Annotated in this window: 12 protein-coding genes; 6 read left to right on the top strand and 6 right to left on the bottom strand. The window is 71.2% G+C overall.

Going from position 1 to position 14,659, the window contains the following annotated elements; translation table 11 throughout:
• Window positions 1-6: 6 nt before the first annotated feature.
• The gene (locus tag ACPCJR_RS07565; RefSeq protein WP_391511312.1) at window positions 7-1,212 is read right to left on the bottom strand and encodes an efflux RND transporter periplasmic adaptor subunit; all 1,206 of its coding nucleotides are present in this window, start codon (window positions 1,210-1,212) and stop codon (window positions 7-9) included.
• Between the two features lie 173 nt (window positions 1,213-1,385).
• Between ACPCJR_RS07565 and ACPCJR_RS07570 the strand changes: the two genes are divergently transcribed.
• The gene (locus ACPCJR_RS07570) at window positions 1,386-4,532 is read left to right on the top strand and encodes an efflux RND transporter permease subunit (protein ID WP_391511311.1); all 3,147 of its coding nucleotides are present in this window, start codon (window positions 1,386-1,388) and stop codon (window positions 4,530-4,532) included.
• Between the two features lie 148 nt (window positions 4,533-4,680).
• Here the strand turns inward: ACPCJR_RS07570 and ACPCJR_RS07575 are convergent, their stop codons facing one another.
• The 4 genes from ACPCJR_RS07575 to ACPCJR_RS07590 all read right to left on the bottom strand — a co-directional run bounded on the left by ACPCJR_RS07575 (window position 4,681) and on the right by ACPCJR_RS07590 (window position 10,154).
• Window positions 4,681-5,097, bottom strand: coding sequence for a response regulator (locus ACPCJR_RS07575; protein ID WP_391511310.1), 417 nt, complete (start codon window positions 5,095-5,097; stop codon window positions 4,681-4,683).
• Between the two features lie 63 nt (window positions 5,098-5,160).
• The gene (locus ACPCJR_RS07580; RefSeq protein ID WP_391511309.1) at window positions 5,161-7,932 is read right to left on the bottom strand and encodes a PAS domain S-box protein; all 2,772 of its coding nucleotides are present in this window, start codon (window positions 7,930-7,932) and stop codon (window positions 5,161-5,163) included.
• 273 nt (window positions 7,933-8,205) lie between these two features.
• On the bottom strand, window positions 8,206-8,967 hold the full coding sequence (locus tag ACPCJR_RS07585) for a Crp/Fnr family transcriptional regulator (protein WP_391511308.1): 762 nt from the start codon (window positions 8,965-8,967) through the stop codon (window positions 8,206-8,208).
• Window positions 8,968-9,293: 326 nt separating this feature from the next.
• Entirely contained in the window at window positions 9,294-10,154 is an 861-nt protein-coding gene (locus tag ACPCJR_RS07590) for a glycoside hydrolase family 25 protein (RefSeq protein WP_391511307.1), read from the bottom strand.
• A 198-nt stretch (window positions 10,155-10,352) separates the two neighbouring features.
• On the opposite strand from ACPCJR_RS07590, the gene ACPCJR_RS07595 reads away from it, so the two are divergent.
• On the top strand, window positions 10,353-10,805 hold the full coding sequence (locus tag ACPCJR_RS07595; protein WP_331287428.1) for a DUF488 domain-containing protein: 453 nt from the start codon (window positions 10,353-10,355) through the stop codon (window positions 10,803-10,805).
• A gap of 58 nt (window positions 10,806-10,863) precedes the next feature.
• Here the strand turns inward: ACPCJR_RS07595 and ACPCJR_RS07600 are convergent, their stop codons facing one another.
• On the bottom strand, window positions 10,864-12,105 hold the full coding sequence (locus ACPCJR_RS07600; protein WP_391511306.1) for an FAD-dependent monooxygenase: 1,242 nt from the start codon (window positions 12,103-12,105) through the stop codon (window positions 10,864-10,866).
• Window positions 12,106-12,440: 335 nt separating this feature from the next.
• Between ACPCJR_RS07600 and ACPCJR_RS07605 the strand changes: the two genes are divergently transcribed.
• The 4 genes from ACPCJR_RS07605 to pncA all read left to right on the top strand — a co-directional run bounded on the left by ACPCJR_RS07605 (window position 12,441) and on the right by pncA (window position 14,652).
• Window positions 12,441-12,647, top strand: a complete 207-nt coding sequence (locus tag ACPCJR_RS07605; protein ID WP_391511305.1) for a hypothetical protein — start codon at window positions 12,441-12,443, stop codon at window positions 12,645-12,647.
• Window positions 12,647-12,871 (top strand): hypothetical protein, encoded by a 225-nt coding sequence (locus tag ACPCJR_RS07610; RefSeq protein ID WP_391511304.1) that lies wholly within the window; start codon window positions 12,647-12,649, stop codon window positions 12,869-12,871. Before ACPCJR_RS07605 ends, ACPCJR_RS07610 begins: the two co-directional genes overlap by 1 nt.
• A gap of 96 nt (window positions 12,872-12,967) precedes the next feature.
• A complete protein-coding gene (locus ACPCJR_RS07615; RefSeq protein ID WP_110352267.1) occupies window positions 12,968-13,942 on the top strand; it encodes a quinone oxidoreductase family protein in 975 nt (324 codons plus the stop codon).
• An 83-nt stretch (window positions 13,943-14,025) separates the two neighbouring features.
• Window positions 14,026-14,652 carry a bifunctional nicotinamidase/pyrazinamidase gene (gene pncA, locus ACPCJR_RS07620; RefSeq protein ID WP_391511303.1) on the top strand — a complete coding sequence of 209 codons (627 nt, stop codon included), beginning with the start codon at window positions 14,026-14,028 and terminating at the stop codon, window positions 14,650-14,652.
• Window positions 14,653-14,659: the final 7 nt, after the last annotated feature.

Below are 14,659 nucleotides of genomic sequence, written 5' to 3' on the forward strand. Positions count from 1 at the left end.
CCGGGCTCAGTGCCGCGCTTCGCCCTGGGCGGGGGTGTTCTGCACGGCGCGGACCTCCTCGGCGATGCGCGGCTCGACCTTGAGGTTCTGGCGCAGGCTCTGGAGGTGGTCGGTCACCACCAGCGTGTCGGGCTTGAGGCCCTTGAGCACGGCGGTGTTGTCGCCGTAGACGTCGCCGACCTCGATCGCCGTCATGTGGACGGTGCCGGCCTCGTCCACCGTCCAGACCACCTGCTGGTCGAGCTGGGCCGAGAGCGCGACCGTCGGCACCAGCAGGCGTTCCTGCTGGCCCACCTCGATGCGGGCGCGCACGAAGCGGCCGGGCAGGTAGCGCTCGTCCGCGTTGTCGAGGAAGGCCTGGATCAGGCGGCGGCCGGTGCGGGGGTCGAAGCGGTTGTCGAGCCGGTAGATCGTGGCCTCGCGCACGGGCTCGCGCCGCACGTCGAGGAGCTGGACCTTCACCCGCCCCTCGGCTTGCGCCACCCGCACGGCCTCCGCGTCCTCGGAGGAGAGCGCCATCTGCACGTCGATCGGGTTCACCTGCACCACCGAGACGAGCTTGGTCTGGTTCTCGATCACCATGTCGCCGATATTGGCCAGCGACAGGGAGGAGCGCCCGTCGAAGGGCGCGCGGATCACCGCGTAATCGAGGTTCAGCCGCTCCCGGGCGATGGCGGCCTCCGCCTCGTTGAGCTTGGCATTGGCGGTGGCGAGGTTCGACTGGTTCTGCTGGGCGCGCTGCTCGGTGGCGAAGCCCTTGTCGGCGAGCTGCTCGGTGCGGTTCACCTCGGCCTGGGCGAAGTCGAGGGTGGCCTTGGCCTGGTCGCGCAGGGCCTCGGCCGACTTCAGGGCGACCTCGAAGGGGCGGGGGTCGATGCGGAACAGCACCTGCCCCTTCTTCACGTGGCCGCCGGGCTCGAACGGGCGCTCCACCACGAAGCCGGTCACCCGCGTCTGCAGCTCGGCGTCGCGGGGCGAGATGATCGTGCCGGTATATTCGAAGGCGACCGGCACGTCCTGGCGGCTCGCACGCACCGCCCGCACCGTGAGGCGCGGCGCCGCGCGGTCCTTGGAGGCGGCGCGGCTCGACACCTTGAGGTGATGGGCGAGGAAGCCCGGGATCGGGTGGCCCATCCCCCACCACGCGCCTCCGGCGATCCCGAGCGCCCCGACGACGAGGCCGGTGATGACGAAGCCGACGCCTGACCGCACGTTATCCGCTCTCCGGGACCGACCGGGCCCCGTGAGGCCCGGTCTCGTTCGGGCGCCCTTGCCCCGGGAGGGAACACGCTCGGGCGCGAGACGTTGCATGCGGGTCTTCGCGGCATCCTCGCGCGGCAACCCTCGTCCCCGCCCCGTCTCGCACCGTGGAGTCGGCCCACCGGATGTTCGCCGCATTCGTCGACCGGCCGATCCTGGCCGCCGTGATCTCGATCGTCATCACGACGATCGGCATCGTCGCCGGGGTGACCCTGCCGGTGGCGCAATATCCCGAGATCGCGCCGCCCATCATCAACGTCCAAGCGACCTATCCCGGCGCCTCCGCCCAGCAGGCCTACGAGTCGATCGCGATCCCGCTGGAGCAGGAGATCAACGGGGCGCCCAACCTCATCTACATCCAGTCGACGAGCTCGACCGACGGCAGCGTCTCGATCGACGCCACCTTCGACGTCGGCTCGAACCTCGACGCGGCCGCCGCCGAGGTGCTCACCCGCGCGAGCCGGGCCGAGGCGAAGCTGCCGGAGGCGGTGCGCGCGCAAGGGCTGGAGATCCAGAAATCCTCGCGCCAGCGGCTCGGCAACGTCGTGCTCTACGCCGACGAGAGCACCGGCTTCGACGAGCTGTTCCTGGCCAACTACGCCGAGACCCAGGTCATCAAGCCCCTGCGCCGCGTCACCGGCATGGGCCGCATCCTGAACTTCTCCAACATGCGCTACGCCATGCGCGTCTGGCTCGATCCGGCCAAGATGGAGGCCCTGTCGCTGCCGACCGAGACGGTGCTCCAGGCGATCCAGGCGCAGAACGCGCAGGTGACGACGGGCTCGCTCGGCAAGCTGCCGATGGACCGGGCGACGCCCTTCGAGCTGCAGCTCGTCACCAAGGGCCGGCTGACGAAGCCGGAGGAGTTCGGCAACATCGTCCTGCGGGCCAATGCCGACGGCTCGGTGGTGCGCGTCTCCGACGTGGGCCGGGTGGAGCTGGGCTCGGAGCAGTACGGCGTCACCTCGAACTTCGACGGCAAGCCCTCGGCCACGCTCGGCATCTTCCAGAACCCGGACGCCAACGCCGTCGAGGTGATGAACGGGACGCGCGAGACTATGGCGGACCTCGCCAAGCGCTTTCCCCCCGGCCTGCACTACTCCATCGCCCTCGACTCCACCGAGTTCGTGAAGGAGGCGATCTACGAGGTGGTGCGCACCCTGGTCGAGGCGATCCTCATCGTCACGGTCGTCACCTACCTCTTCCTGCAGAACTGGCGCGCCACCCTGATTCCGACCATCGCGGTGCCGATCGCCCTGATCGGCACCTTCGGGCCGATGGCGCTCCTGGGCTTCTCCTTCAACACCCTGAGCCTGCTCGGCCTCGTGCTCGCGGTCGGCCTCGTGGTGGACGACGCGATCATCGTCGTCGAGAACACCGAGCGGCTGATGGAAGAGGGCATGGAGCCCAAGCCCGCCTCCCGCGAGGCGGTCAACGAGATCGGCGGCCCCGTCATCGCCACGACGCTGGTGCTCGCCGCACTCTTCGTGCCGGTGGCCTTCATCCCCGGGCTCACGGGCCAGCTCTACAACCAGTTCGCGCTCACCATCGCCATCTCGGTGATGATCTCGGCCATCGTCTCGCTGACCCTGACGCCGGCCCTGTGCGGCCTGCTCCTGAGGCCGCACGGGCAGCGCAAAAAGCGCTGGTGGCGCAAGCCCCTCGACTGGTTCAACACCGCGCTGGAGCGCGCGGCCACCTTCGTCGCCGGCTCGATCGGCTGGCTCGCCCGCCACGTCGTGCTAACGCTCGCCGTCTTCGTGCTGTTTGCCGGAGCCACATTCCTGCTGCTGATGCAGCGCCCCACCGGCTTCGTGCCGGAGGAGGACCAGGGCTATCTCTATGCCGAGGTGGCGATGCCGCTGGGCGCCTCGGTGCAGCGCACGGAGGCCATGAACGCCCGCTTCGGCGAGGTTCTGCGCGCGCGCGACGACGTCGATCACACCATCGGGGTCAGCGGGCGCTCCTTCCTCGCCGACACGGTGGCCCCGTTCTACGGCTTCAACATCCCCGTCATGAAGCCCTGGGACGAGCGCAAGACCACGGTCGACGACCTGATCCGGGACATGGAGGAGCGCTTCCGGCACGATCCCGACGGGCAGGTGCGCATCGCCAACCCCTCGCCCCTGCCGGGCCTGGGCTCGCGCGGCGGCCTGACCCTGGAGATCCAGGACCGTTCCGGCAACGGCGGGATCGGGCTGGCGAAGACGGCCAGCGACTTCATCGAGCGGATCAAGGCGCTGCCCGGCGTGGCCACGGCGACGCCGACCACGGATTGGGGCGTGCCGCAGATCCGCCTCGACATCGACCGGGCCAAGGCCGAGCAGCTCGGCGTGCCGCTCGCCCGGCTGTTCGAGGCGCTCGGCACCTATGTCGGGTCGAGCTTCGTCAACCTCTTCAACCGCTTCGGCTTCGTCTACCAGGTCTATGTCCAGAGCGACCCCTCCGGGCGGCGCCTGTTCCAGGACCTGGAGTCGCTGACCGTCATCAACGCGCAAGGGGAGCCGGTGCGCCTCGGCTCCCTGGTCCAGGCCAAGTTCACCACGGGGCCGACGGCGGTCCTGTCCTACAACACCTATCCGGCCATCGAGGTGGCGGTGACGGTCGAGTCCGGCTCCAGCTCCGGCACGGTGATCGCGGCCGTCGAGGAGCTGGCGGGCGCGTTGCCGACCAACAACTCCATCGAGTGGACCGAGGTCGCCTACCAGGAGAAGATCGCCGGCAACTTCGCGCCGATCATCTTCGGGCTCGGCGTGTTCATGATCTTCTGCTTCCTGGCCGGGCAGTACGAATCCGTGCGCCTGCCGCTGGTGATCCTGCTCGCCACGCCGCTGGCGATCTTCGGCGCGGTCGGCTTCCTGGCCCTGCGGGGCATGCCGCTCGACGTGTTCGGGCAGATCGGCCTGCTGCTGCTGGTGGGGCTGGCGGCCAAGAACTCGATCCTGCTCGTCTCCTTCGCCGAGGAGCTGCGCGCGCGGGGCGAGGGCGCGCTGGAGGCGGCCCAGCACGCCACGCGGCTGCGCATGCGCCCGATCCTGATGACCTCCTTCGCCTTCATCCTGGGCTCGGTGCCGCTCGCCATCGCCAGCGGGGCAGGGGCGAATGCGCGCCTCTCCATGGGCACGGTGGTGATCGGCGGATTGCTGGTGGCCACCATCCTGACGCTGTTCGTCACCCCCGTCTTCTACGTCGCCGCCGAGCGGCTGCGGGGCGAGGCGGGGCACGAGGACGAGGCCGCGAGCGGGGAGGGGCGGGCGCAGCCGACGGGGTGAGGGTGGCCGGCGGAAAACGAGGCCCTCGAAGCGCCTCTTTCCGTCCTCGCGGGGCGAGGCCGAAGCAATCCAGGGTCCGGCCCGCTCCGGAACGGTCGCGCGGCCAAATCGCCTCGCTGATCGCTCGCGATGACGGCGGAGGCTGCCTTCAGCGCGCGATCCGCTCCCAGGCCTCCCGGGCGAGGGCGCCTTTGAGGGGCTTCTGAGCGAAGCGGACCCGCTCGGGCAGGTCGCCGGGCTCGGGCGAGAGGCCGGCCGAGAGCACGATCAGGGACAGGTCCGGCCGGCGCGCCGCGATCTCCCGGGCCAGGGCGAACCGTCCCTGCGGACCCGCGAGGTCGGCGTCGATGATCGCGAGGCGCAGACCGGGGTGAAGCTCGATCTGGCGGGCCGCCGTCGGCGCGCTCCAGGCTTCCAGCACCTCGAAGCCCGCCTCCGCCAGAAGGTCCGCCGTCGCGATGCGCAGGACCGTCTCGCTCTCGACGACCAGGGCGAGAACGCGCGGGTCGTTCGTCCCATCGGGCCGCGCATCGCTGCGCGGGGCGGGGGGAGCGGGTTGATCCATGGGGTTCCTCGGCCGGGCTCCCCCCTTCAAGCGGCGAAACGCGGGTTCGTTGCCCTCGAAGCCTCACTCTTTTTCGAGGAGCCCCGGCAGCGGCGCCAGGATGCGGCAGATCACGCCCTCCGGAGCGTAGGTCGTGTGCGTCTCGCCGCCGACCGCCCCCGAGAGCCCGCGCTCGATCAGGCGCGAGCCGAAGCCCCGGCGCGTGGGGATGGCGACCGGCGGCCCGCCGCTCTCCGTCCAAGTCATCGCCAGAAGCGGTTCCCCGGCCGGAAGCGGCTCCCCGCCCGGCACGACCGACCACACCACGCGGACCCGGCCGCCGGGCACGGAGAAGGCGCCGTACTTGGCGGCGTTGGTGGCGAGTTCGTGGACCATCAGCGCCAGCGACAGCGCCGCCTTCGGCCCCACCTCGATCGGCGGACCGGACAGCGCGATGCGGCCGGGCTCGCCGTCGTCGTGGATCGCGAGCGCGCCCGCCACCACTGCCTCGAGTCCGGCGCCCTCGCCCTCCCCGGAGAGCAGGATGTCGTGCGCCTTGCCCAGGGCCACGAGCCGGGCCACCAGCGCCTCCTTGACCGTGGCGACGTCGGTGACGTTGCGCAGGGTCTGCGAGGCGATGGCCTGGGCCATGGTCAGGGTGTTCTTGAGGCGGTGGCTCAGCTCGCGGTTGAGAAAGCGCTGCTGCTCCTCCGCCTGAAGCCGGGCGAGCGCCGCCGAGGCCCGCCCGGCCACCTCGCGGACGAAGTCGATCTCGCCCCGGCTCCAGGCCCGGACTCCCGCGGCATGGACGTAGACGAGGCCGACCAGCTCGCCCCGGCGCAGCAGCGGCACCGTGATCCCGGCCCGGGCGGCGATGGCCGCGTAGGTCGGCGCGTCGGCCGCGAGATCCGGGTCGGCGGGAAGATCTGCGACCGCGAGGACCGTGCCGCGCCGCAGCCGCGCGACCGTGGCCGCGAACAGCGCCAGGGGATGGCTGCCCGCGAGGCTCGCGGTTCCGTGCGACCAGTCGCGCTCGATCACGAGGCGCTCCGCGCCCGCATCGACCGCCGCGTAGCCCGCGCGGGCGCAGCCGAGGGTGCGCCCCAGGATTCCGGCAGCGATCTGCGAGATCTCGGCGGGGGCGGCGGCCTCGCGCAGCCGGTCGCCGAGTTCGATCAGCGCCCTCTGGCGCGCCTCGACCCGCTTCTCCTCGCTGATGTCCTCGATCATCGCCGTGGCCAGGATCGTGTCGCCGCGGATCTGCGACACGAGGTTGACCCGGCACCAGATCAGGCTGCCATCCCCCCGGCGGTAGCGCTTCTCCAGGGTCTCGCGCACGATCTCGCCGGCCGCGATCCGGCGGTGCAGCCGGTCGCGCTCCGCCGCGTCCTCCTCGGGCGTCCACTTGGCGATGGAATGCCCGACGATCGCGCTCTCCGGCGCGCCCCAGATCGCGCAGAGCTTGGCGTTGACCTCCACCGCGACCATGCTGCGCGGATCGATCTGGACGATGCCGACATTGGCGCCCTCGACCACCGCCCGGAGCTGGGCGGCGACGCGGTTGCGCTCGGTCAAGTCCAGCATGGCGCCGATCATGCGCAGCGGCGCACCGTCGGCCCCGCGCACCATGGAGCCGCGGTCGAGCACCTCGGCGTAGGAGCCGTCGGCGCGCCGGAAGCGGTACTCGTGGCTCCAATCCTGCCCGCCCCCGCCGATGACGCGGCGGATATCGGCCTCCACCCTCTCCCGATCCTCCGGGTGGATGTGATCGAGCCACCAGCCGCCGGTCGGCTCGACGGCCTCCGGCGCCCAGCCATAGGCGACGTGCAGGGCCTCGTTCCACAGCACGTGGTCGGCCAGGAGGTCCCAGTCCCAGATCGCGTCGTTGGTGGCGCGGGTGACGAGGCGGTAGCGCTCCTGCGTGGCGGCGACCGCGGCCTGGGCCGTCCGCTCGGCGCTGACGTCGCGCACCGTGCCGACGAAGCGCAGCGCCCGCCCGCCCTCGGTGACGAGGGCGCCGCGGGCGGCGACCCAGGCGATCGCCCCGCCATCGGGCGCGCAGGTGCGGTAGGTGCAGTCGAACAGGCCGGGGCCGGCAGGGTCGAGCGCCGCCTGCACCGCGGCGTGCGCGCGTGCGCGGTCCTCCGGGTGGAGGCGGGCCAGGAAGGTGCCCTCGTAGCTCACGGCCTCGTCCGCACCGATCCCGAACAGGGCACGGGTGCGTGCGTCCCAGCTGAGGGTGCCCGCCACGAGATCGTAATCGAAGATGCCGATGCCGCCCGCCTCGATGGCGAGTCGCAGGCGCAATTCGCTCTCGGCCAGGGCCGCGGTCTCCGCCCGCCGGCTCAGGCTGCCCCGGCGCAGTTCGAGCTGCGTCATCACCATGCGGGCCAGGGCCGCGAGTCCCTTGGCCTGGGCGGGGCTCAGTCCCTCCGGCCGGGGCTTGGCGTCGATCACGCACAGGGCGCCGATCGTCACGCCCTCCGGGGTCGTGAGCGGCGCCCCGGCATAGAAACGCAGTCCCGGCTCGCCCGTCACCAGCGGGTTGGCGCGGGTGCGGGGATCGGCGGTCAGATCGGGGATGACGAGGAGGCCGCCCTCGCTCAGCGTGTGCATGCAGATCGATCGGTCGAGCCCGGTCTCGCCGGGCGCGAAGCCGATCCGTGCCTTGAACCATTGCCGGTCGCCGGTCACGAGGCTGACGAGCGCGGTCGGCGCCTCGCAGAGCTGACAGGCCAGCGCCACGGCATCGTCGAAGGCTTCCTCGGAGGGCGTGTCGAGGATGCCGTAGCGGGCCAGGGCGATCAGTCGCCGGGCCGCCCCGTCCGCGAAGGGAGCGTCGGGCTGCCGGCTCATCGGCGGATGCAGCCGGTCGCGTTGCCTGAGCGGGCGCGCGGCGCGGACCTCGTCCGGACGGGACGGCGCGCAGGAGCGGCCGATCCCGCCATCGGTGCCGGCGTGAGGACTCCCGGAGCGGGGGGAGTTTCGTGAGGCACGCGAAACGCCTGCTGGAACGGCCGTGACGAGAGAATGCCTAAAGCGCGCGTGGCGGAAGGGAAAGACGCCGTCGCGCGCCGGGGCACATCGGAACGGGAGCGTCGGCCGGTCTCGGGGAGCGCGGACACGGGCTTAACCGGGCGGCTCGATCGCGACGAGGCGCCCGTTCGGGCCGTAGATCGCGCCGAGCACGGTCTCGAAATGGCGCCGGACGCTGGCATGGCACTCGCAGGCGACTTCCTCGATCACCGGACGGTTGAGGACCGTGATGCGTCCGCGCCCGACCTCGATCAGGCCCTGCTGCTGGAGCATCCGCAGGATGCGGGTCAGATAGGTGCGCTGCACGCCGAGCATCGCGGCCAGGGATTCCTGGGTGATCGGCAGCACGTTGCTGTCGAGCCGGTCCTGCAGGGTCAGCAGCCAGCGCAGGCAGCGCTCCTCGATCGGGTGCAGGGCGTTGCAGGCGACCGATTGCAGCACCTGCGCGAGCAGGCAGTCGGAGTAGCGCGTGAACAGGTTGCGCAGGGACTCGGACTGGCGTTTGGCCTCCTGGAGGCGCGCCGAATCCATCCGCAGGACCGGGCCGGCGATCTGGATCAGGGCGTGGGTCGAGGCGGGCAGGCCGCCGTTGCTGACCACGCCCCCCACCGCGCCCTCGCGGCCGATCGTGGCGGTCTCGGCGCTGCGCCCGTCGATCATCGAGATCACCAGGGTGACCACGGTCTGGTCGAGGGGGAAGCTGATGAAGTCCACCTCGCGGCCGGCGGCGAACAGCGTCTCGCCGCGCTTGTACTCGATCCGCTCCAGATCGGGCAGAAGGCGGCGGCGGTCCTCGGGATTCAGGCAGTTCAGGAGCAGGTTGCCTTCGAAGCAGCGCTCAAGGGCCGAAGGCATGTAAGGCTCAAGATCCGTCGTGTCGGTGGAGCGGTCCCTATCGCAAAGCTCCCGCGCCCGTCTGTCCACAAGTAGACACAAGCAGGGCGGGATACGAAAAAATTCGGATCAGCCGCGCGTCTCGCTCCCGCCTTTACGAAGACGGGCCGAAAAAGCAACACAACATAAGTTACGCTCAACTTGGCAGTAGCCGATTGAGCCTTGGTGCCGCTCGCGAAACGTCCGCTTCATCGGCACCCTCGCAGCGCGAACCGTCCGCGACCGGACGCTTCGCAAAGGCCGTCCCGCCGGCACCCGCGCCGGCAGGACGGTCCTACTTGCCGATCCTACTTGCCGGTGCAGAGACCCTGGCCGGACAGGCGCCGGTGCTCGCGCGGATCGCAATCGGTGGCCAGGAACGAGGCCCACTCGGTCGGGCTGCCGTAGAAGGCGTTGCGGTCGACGTCGCCGCGCACGCCGGGCACGCGCCCGGTCGAGGTGAACTGCCAGAGCATCCACTTGCGGTTGGCGTAGCGCTGCTCGGGCTCGGCCGCGGTGGAGCGGACCCAGTGGGGGTAATCGGGCAGCTCGTCTTCCAGCACGTCCTTGTGGAAGGTGATGTCCGTATAGATGATCGGCCGCTTGCCGGTATAGGCCTCCATTTCATCCAGCATGTAACGGATCATCGACAGCGCCTGAGCCTTGGGCAGCTTCTTCGGGCACTTGGCCGAATGGCCGTTCCACTCCACGTCGAGCACCGGGGGCAGGGCGGTCGGATCGTTCGGCACGTTGCGCTTGAACCAGGCCATCTGGTCCTCGGCCGAGCGGCACCAGAACACGAAGTGATAGGCGCCCCGCGGCACCCCGGCCCGGCCCGCCCCGTCCCAGTTCTCGCGGAAGCGCTCGTCCACGTGGTCGCCGCCCTCCGTCGCCTTGATGAAGGCGAACTGCGTGCCCGCAGCCTTGACCGAGGCCCAGTTGATCGGCCCCTGCCACTTCGAGATGTCGATGCCCTGGATCGGGTGGCTCTTGGCCCGCGCCACGCCGGGATGGGGCTTCACGTCGCCCTTGGTGGGATAGAAGTCGTTCTGCGAGGCGCAGGCCGCGAGCCCGGATACGAGCAGCGCGGCGAGCCCGCGCTTCAGCCAGGCGCGGGGCGCCGAGAGGGTTCGTGCGGGGTTCGAGGAAAACCCGGTGTCCTGCGACATCGATGGCCCGCCACTTCTCGCGTGCGACTTCAATGGGTATTCGATGCCTGTTGCGGGGTTAACAGAGCTTTGCTGGCATTGCGGCAGAATTCCGGAAGGCGTTGCGCCACAGGCACATGAGCGCCCGCGGCGGCCTCCGGCGGCCGTGCGGCGCGGCTTCAAGAGACTGGAAAACCTGATGTTTCGTCCGGGACGATCATGAGCAAGACTCTGTTCACCATCGGCTACGAAGGCCTGTCGCCGGACCGTCTGCACGGCGCGCTCAAGGAAGCCGGCGTCACCGTCCTCGCCGATGTGCGGGCGGTGGCCAATTCGCGCAAGCGCGGCTTCTCCAAGGGCGCGCTGAAGGCGGGGCTGGCCGAAGCCGGCCTCGGCTACGAGCACTTTCGCAGCCTCGGCACCCCGAAATCCGGCCGCGAGGCGGCCCGCGCCCACGATGCCGGGCTGATGCGGCGGATCTACTGCGAGGAGGTGCTCGACACCGCCGATGGCGGGCTCGCCCTCGACGCCCTGGCCGAACTGGCCGCGCGCCAGCCGATCTGCCTGCTCTGCTTCGAGCGCGACCCCGCCCGCTGTCACCGCCGGGTTCTGGCGGAGCGCCTGAGCCCGCGCGGCTTCACGACCGTCGATCTCTACGGCGATTTTCTGTAGGAATCTTCGCGCCTTGGCCGTCCGCCCGCCGGGCCGGCCCAGCGACGAGTCCAAGGAATCAGCGCATGAGCTGCGGCGCCCCCAGCCGCGGCTGCACGCCCTCGCGCATGACGAGGCGCCGCAGGGGCGGGATGGCGCCGAGCGCCACGAGGCCGAGGCCCCGCAGGGCATCGACCGGCAGCAGGCCCGTGAGCAGCGAGCGGTTGAGCCAGTCGACCGCCGTGCCCCGCAGGCGCGCATCTACGCTCCGCGTCCGGGCGAACCCCGCCAGCGAGGCCGGGGCCCCCGGATCCCGGTTCGCCTCACGGGCGGAGAAGACCGCGTCCCGCAGGGCGGCGGCGTCGCGCAGGCCGAGATTCAGCCCCTGCGCCCCGATCGGCGGGAAGACGTGGGCGGCCTCGCCGATCAGGGCGAGGCGCTCGGCCACCGGATTCGCCACCGAGAGGCCGCGCATCGGCACGAGCCCGCGGGGACCGTCGATCCGCATGGCTCCCAACATCGAGCGGGCCTGATGCTCCACCGCCGCGGCCAGGGCCGCGTCGTCGAGGCCCGAGAGGCGCTTGGCCGCCCGCTCGGCGGTCACCCAGACGAGGCTGGAGCGGTGGCCGCCGGGCAGGGGGACCAGGGTGAAGGGCCCGTTGCGGGTGTGGAACTCGGTGGAGATGTCCCGGTGCGGCCGGTCATGGGCGAGCAGGGTGGTGAGCGCCGCCTGCGGGTAGGACCATTCGCGGGTGCGCAGGGACGCGGCCGTCCGCAGGGGCGAGCGCCCGCCATCGGCGCCGACGACGAGCCGCGCCTCCAGGCCGCGCCCGTCCTCCAGCGCCAGCGCGGCGGCCCCGTCCGCCCGGTGCATCCCGGCCGAATCCGCCTCGAACAGCGTCAGGCCCGGCGTGGTGCGGGCCTGCCGGCGCAGGGTCTCGACGAGGCGGGCGCTCTCGACGTTCCAGCCGAAGGCGTCGAGGCCGATCTCGGAGGCCGAGAAGCGGGCGGGCGGCGGACGGAACAGGCTGCCGGTGTCGTCGACGATCTGGAGTTCGGCCAGCGGCGCGGCGTGCGGCGCGATCTCGTCCCAGGCGCCGAGCACCCGCAGGAAGCGCACCGAGCCGTCGAGCAGGGCCACGGTGCGCCCGTCCGCGACCGGCGCGTGGCGCCCGACGAGGGCGGTCTCCACGCCGTCGCGGGCGAGCGCCAGGGCCGCGGCGAGCCCGGCGGCGCCCGCTCCCACCACCGCCACCTCGAAGCGGGGCGGCGGGCCGGCGGGATGCGCGCGCGGGGGAGATGTCGGCACCGGGACCGTCACGGCGGGAAGCTCCTTCGGGCCGCCGCCGAGAGGATGCGGGGCTCCACCGTTCCTACAGAGGCGGGAGCGCGGCGGGGTCAAGTGCGACCGAGAGGGCGGGCCGGCCGTTCGCTCGGAGCCCGAGCCCGCGCAGGGGTGCGACGGCGCCTCGGGGCCGGCGGGGAAATCAGGGTGATGGCTCCGAGCGTTCGCCCTGAAAGATAAGATCCCGGGCCGTCTGACGTGAAACCAAATCGATCCTCCGGCATTGGCGACCTATGTTGGAGGCTGCGCGGTCTCGTCGCGGGGTTCCAAGATTCACATCGTCCATCGGCGTCCGGGGGGCGTCTCATCACATGAAGAACTTCATCACCACGCGGCCCGAGGCCGAACCGGCGCGGTTCGATTCGTCCTTCGATTCCGTCCTTTCGGGCGTCGCCCAGGGCCTCGCCCGGCTGTTTCCGCCCGTCGAGCACACGCGCAAGCCGCAGGACGGCAGCGAGCACCCGCATCCGGCGCAGGGGCTGGACGACGAGGCCGGCGGGGAGGGCGAGCGCGGGTGATGCGTCCGGAGCTGATCGAGCAGCACATCACGGCGATGACGACGGCCAGCAGCAACCTGCTGCGCCAGATGGAGGATGAGGGCCTGCACTACCGGCTCGTCATGCATCCCGACGATACCGGCACCCTGCACGTCCACGTTCGGGCGCTGACGCCGGAACTCGACACCCGCATCCGCCGCTGCCTGTCCGGCACCGGCATGCGGCTCGCCGTGCGCGAGGGATAGGGCGCACGCATTCGTCGGAGGGCGGCGTCCGACCCCTTGCCTGCGCTCGCCGGGCCGATATCTCGCGTCCTGTTCGGGAATGACGAGGAGGATGCGATGCCGAAGGCAATCCGGGTGCACGCCTATGGCGGGCCGGAGGCGATGGTCTACGAGGACGTGCCCTCGCCCCAGCCGGGTCCGGGGCAGATCCGCGTCCGGCAGACCGCCATCGGCGTCAACTTCATCGACATCTACTTCCGCTCCGGCGCCTACAAGGCCCCCTCGCTCCCCTTCACCCTCGGCAAGGAGGGCGCGGGCGTGGTCGATGCCCTGGGCGAGGGCGTGACCGACTTCCGCCTCGGCGAGCGCGTGGCCTATGCCGGCGCCACCGGCACCTATGCCGAGGAAGTCGTGGTGGACACCAAGGGCGTCGTCCACGTGCCCGACGCGATCTCCGACGAGACCGCCGCGGCGATGATGCTGAAAGGGCTGACCGCGCAGTACCTGCTGCGCCGGACCTACCGGGTCCAGCCCGGCGACACGATCCTGTTCCACGCCGCCGCCGGCGGCGTCGGGCTCATCGCCACGCAATGGGCCAAGCATCTCGGCGCCACCGTGATCGGCACCGTGGGCTCGGAGGAGAAGGCGGAGCTGGCGCGCGAACACGGCTGCGACCACGTCATCCTCTACCGCGACGAGGACTTTGCCGCCCGCGTGCGCGAGATCACGGGCGGGAAGGGCGTGCCGGTGGTCTATGACGGCGTCGGCAAGGCGACCTTCCCCGCCTCCCTCGACTGTCTCTCGCCCTTCGGCATCTTCGCGAGCTTCGGCTCGTCCTCGGGGGCGATCGAGGCCTTCGACATCGGCATCCTCGCCGCCAAGGGCTCGCTCTACGCCACGAGGCCCACGCTCTTCACCCACATCGCCACCCGCGAAAGCCTCGACGCCAATGCCGCCGAGCTGTTCGAGGTCGTGGCGAGCGGCGCGGTGAAGATCCCGGTCCACGCCCGGGCCAAACTCGCCGACGCGGCCCAGGTCCATCGCGATCTCGCTGGGCGGCAGACGACGGGCGCGACGGTGATGACGCCGTGATCCTCGTATCCTAGGACCAAAGGATTCCGGGCTCCGCCCGGACCCGCCGAGGGACTGGGTCCCTCGGAACCCTGGATCTCGCGATGAAGCCGACCGAACACGACGTTCTGCTCGTCATCGACGTGCAGAACGATTTTCTGCCTGGCGGAGCGCTGGCCGTGCCGGAAGGCGATGCGGTGATCGCGCCGATCAACCGGCTGGCGGCGCGCCTGCCCCACGTCATCCTCACCCAGGATTGGCACCCGCCCGGCCACGCCTCGTTCCACGCAAGCCATGCGGGCAAGTCTCCCTACGAGACGACGCTGCTGCACTACGGCGAGCAGGTGCTCTGGCCGGAGCATTGCGTGCAGGGCACGCCCGGCGCCGCGCTGGCCGAGGGCTTGGAGACGGACCGGGCCGAACTGGTGATCCGCAAGGGCTACCATCCCGGCATCGACAGCTACTCGGCCTTCCTCGAGGCCGACGGGCGGACCCGCACGGGGCTCGCCGGCTATCTCGCCGAACGCGGCCTGACCCGCCTGTTCCTGGCCGGCCTCGCCACCGATTTCTGCGTGCTCTGGAGCGCCCTCGACGCCCGCGAGGCCGGGCTTGAGGTCGTCGTGGTCGAGGATGCCGTGCGGGGGATCGATCTCGACGGCTCGCTGGCGCGGGCCTGGGCGGCCATGGAGCGCGCGGGCGTCGGGCGCATCGCCAGCACGGCGCTCGGCTGAGGGCCGG

This window comes from Methylobacterium sp. NPDC097929 (assembly GCF_049543375.1).
Lineage (GTDB): Bacteria > Pseudomonadota > Alphaproteobacteria > Rhizobiales > Beijerinckiaceae > Methylobacterium.

What these genes read in the sequence shown, in the direction of transcription:
- ACPCJR_RS07605 (WP_391511305.1), top strand. Translation starts at nt 12,441, where the DNA reads ATGAAGAACTTCATCACCACGCGGCCCGAGGCCGAACCGGCGCGGTTC.
- pncA (WP_391511303.1), top strand. Translation starts at nt 14,026, where the DNA reads ATGAAGCCGACCGAACACGACGTTCTGCTCGTCATCGACGTGCAGAAC.
- ACPCJR_RS07615 (WP_110352267.1), top strand. Translation starts at nt 12,968, where the DNA reads ATGCCGAAGGCAATCCGGGTGCACGCCTATGGCGGGCCGGAGGCGATG.
- ACPCJR_RS07575 (WP_391511310.1), bottom strand. Translation starts at nt 5,097, where the DNA reads ATGGATCAACCCGCTCCCCCCGCCCCGCGCAGCGATGCGCGGCCCGAT.
- ACPCJR_RS07590 (WP_391511307.1), bottom strand. Translation starts at nt 10,154, where the DNA reads ATGTCGCAGGACACCGGGTTTTCCTCGAACCCCGCACGAACCCTCTCG.
- ACPCJR_RS07570 (WP_391511311.1), top strand. Translation starts at nt 1,386, where the DNA reads ATGTTCGCCGCATTCGTCGACCGGCCGATCCTGGCCGCCGTGATCTCG.
- ACPCJR_RS07595 (WP_331287428.1), top strand. Translation starts at nt 10,353, where the DNA reads ATGAGCAAGACTCTGTTCACCATCGGCTACGAAGGCCTGTCGCCGGAC.
- ACPCJR_RS07585 (WP_391511308.1), bottom strand. Translation starts at nt 8,967, where the DNA reads ATGCCTTCGGCCCTTGAGCGCTGCTTCGAAGGCAACCTGCTCCTGAAC.
- ACPCJR_RS07610 (WP_391511304.1), top strand. Translation starts at nt 12,647, where the DNA reads ATGCGTCCGGAGCTGATCGAGCAGCACATCACGGCGATGACGACGGCC.
- ACPCJR_RS07580 (WP_391511309.1), bottom strand. Translation starts at nt 7,932, where the DNA reads ATGAGCCGGCAGCCCGACGCTCCCTTCGCGGACGGGGCGGCCCGGCGA.